The organism is Desulfovibrio sp. 1188_IL3213 (genome assembly GCF_036763145.1).
Lineage (GTDB): Bacteria > Desulfobacterota > Desulfovibrionia > Desulfovibrionales > Desulfovibrionaceae > Desulfovibrio.
The window spans coordinates 1-1,060 of the sequence record NZ_JBAIYR010000618.1 but is presented as its reverse complement, the minus strand read 5'-3'; the positions used below and the strand labels follow the sequence as shown (position 1 = coordinate 1,060).

Sequence of the window (1,060 nt, the reverse complement as noted above, 5' to 3'; positions counted from 1 at the left end):
GCTTGAGGTGCGCCCGGCCACGCGCGTTCTCGTCTATACGGGGCATGAGGACCAACGCTGGCTGCCCGAGCTGATTGATCTCGGTATTATGGGGCATGTGCGCAAGTCCGAGCCGCCGGGCGTGTTGCTGCGCGCCATTGAAAGCGTACGCCGGGGCGAGATTTTTTTAAGTTTTTCCGATCCGGGCGGGCGGCTGGCGGCCCTCTTGCGTGAACGCCGCCAGACGGCGGACGAGTCCGGCCGCGATGGTTGCGGTGACCTTTCCGCTCTGTCGCCCCGGGAAAAGGAAATCTTCCGTCTGCTGGCCGACGGGCATAGCGTCAAGGCCATTGCGGGCGACCTGCATATCAGCCCCAAAACCGTAGAAACCCACAAGTATAATCTGCTCACCAAGCTGCAGGCCGGGTCTGTGGGCGACCTGGTCAAGATCGCCATCCGCCACGGACTGGTCAAAATCTGATTTTTTACGTCTCGGGCATCCGGCATTGTTTTTTCTTTTTTCGCAGGCGCGGTCGCGTCTTTTTTTGCGTCTTTTTTCGACATCTGACCAATAATACTCTTGTTTTTTGCGCCTGCACCCAGCCGAAATAAAAAATGGCCCCTTGCGGCGCAGAGCCGTGTCTGCCGGGGAAAAAGCGAGTGTCGCTGCATTTTCGCCGTCATTTTCCCTTCATTTCTTCGTCTTTTGCTCGTCGTTTCGCCGCCGATGCAGGCTCGTTCCGGGAAAATTCCCGGCTGACGCGGCGTTTCATGCCCGCCTGGGGAAAATCCTTAGGTATTTTTTCACAAATCAGGATTCTCCCGATGGTGCGCTCCGGGTCTGGATTTTAGTCTTGCCCTGACCGAAAAAACAAATGCGCCGGTCAGAGGCGCAAGGGGGAGACGATGGCCTGTGTTTTTCGTGAATATTCCGCAAGGGTTGCAGGAAGCCATATGGCAAAGCTCCTGTTGTTGCCTGCCATGCTTTTGCTGTGTTTGGCCGCGCCGCTGACGGTGCTGGCCCAGCATGCCGCCGGTGACGCAAATCAGGGTCAGGCTGCTACGGCTGAGGCGCAGGCTG

General features: G+C 57.7%; 2 protein-coding genes. Both read left to right on the top strand.

The window, feature by feature from the left end; translation table 11 throughout:
• On the top strand, positions 1 to 460 hold a 460-nt coding region (locus V6C16_RS14065), incomplete at its 5' end, for a response regulator transcription factor (protein ID WP_333543534.1).
• A gap of 179 nt (positions 461 to 639) precedes the next feature.
• On the top strand, positions 640 to 831 hold the full coding sequence (locus tag V6C16_RS14060; RefSeq protein WP_333543533.1) for a hypothetical protein: 192 nt from the start codon (positions 640 to 642) through the stop codon (positions 829 to 831).
• The last annotated feature ends 229 nt before the right edge of the window (positions 832 to 1,060 follow it).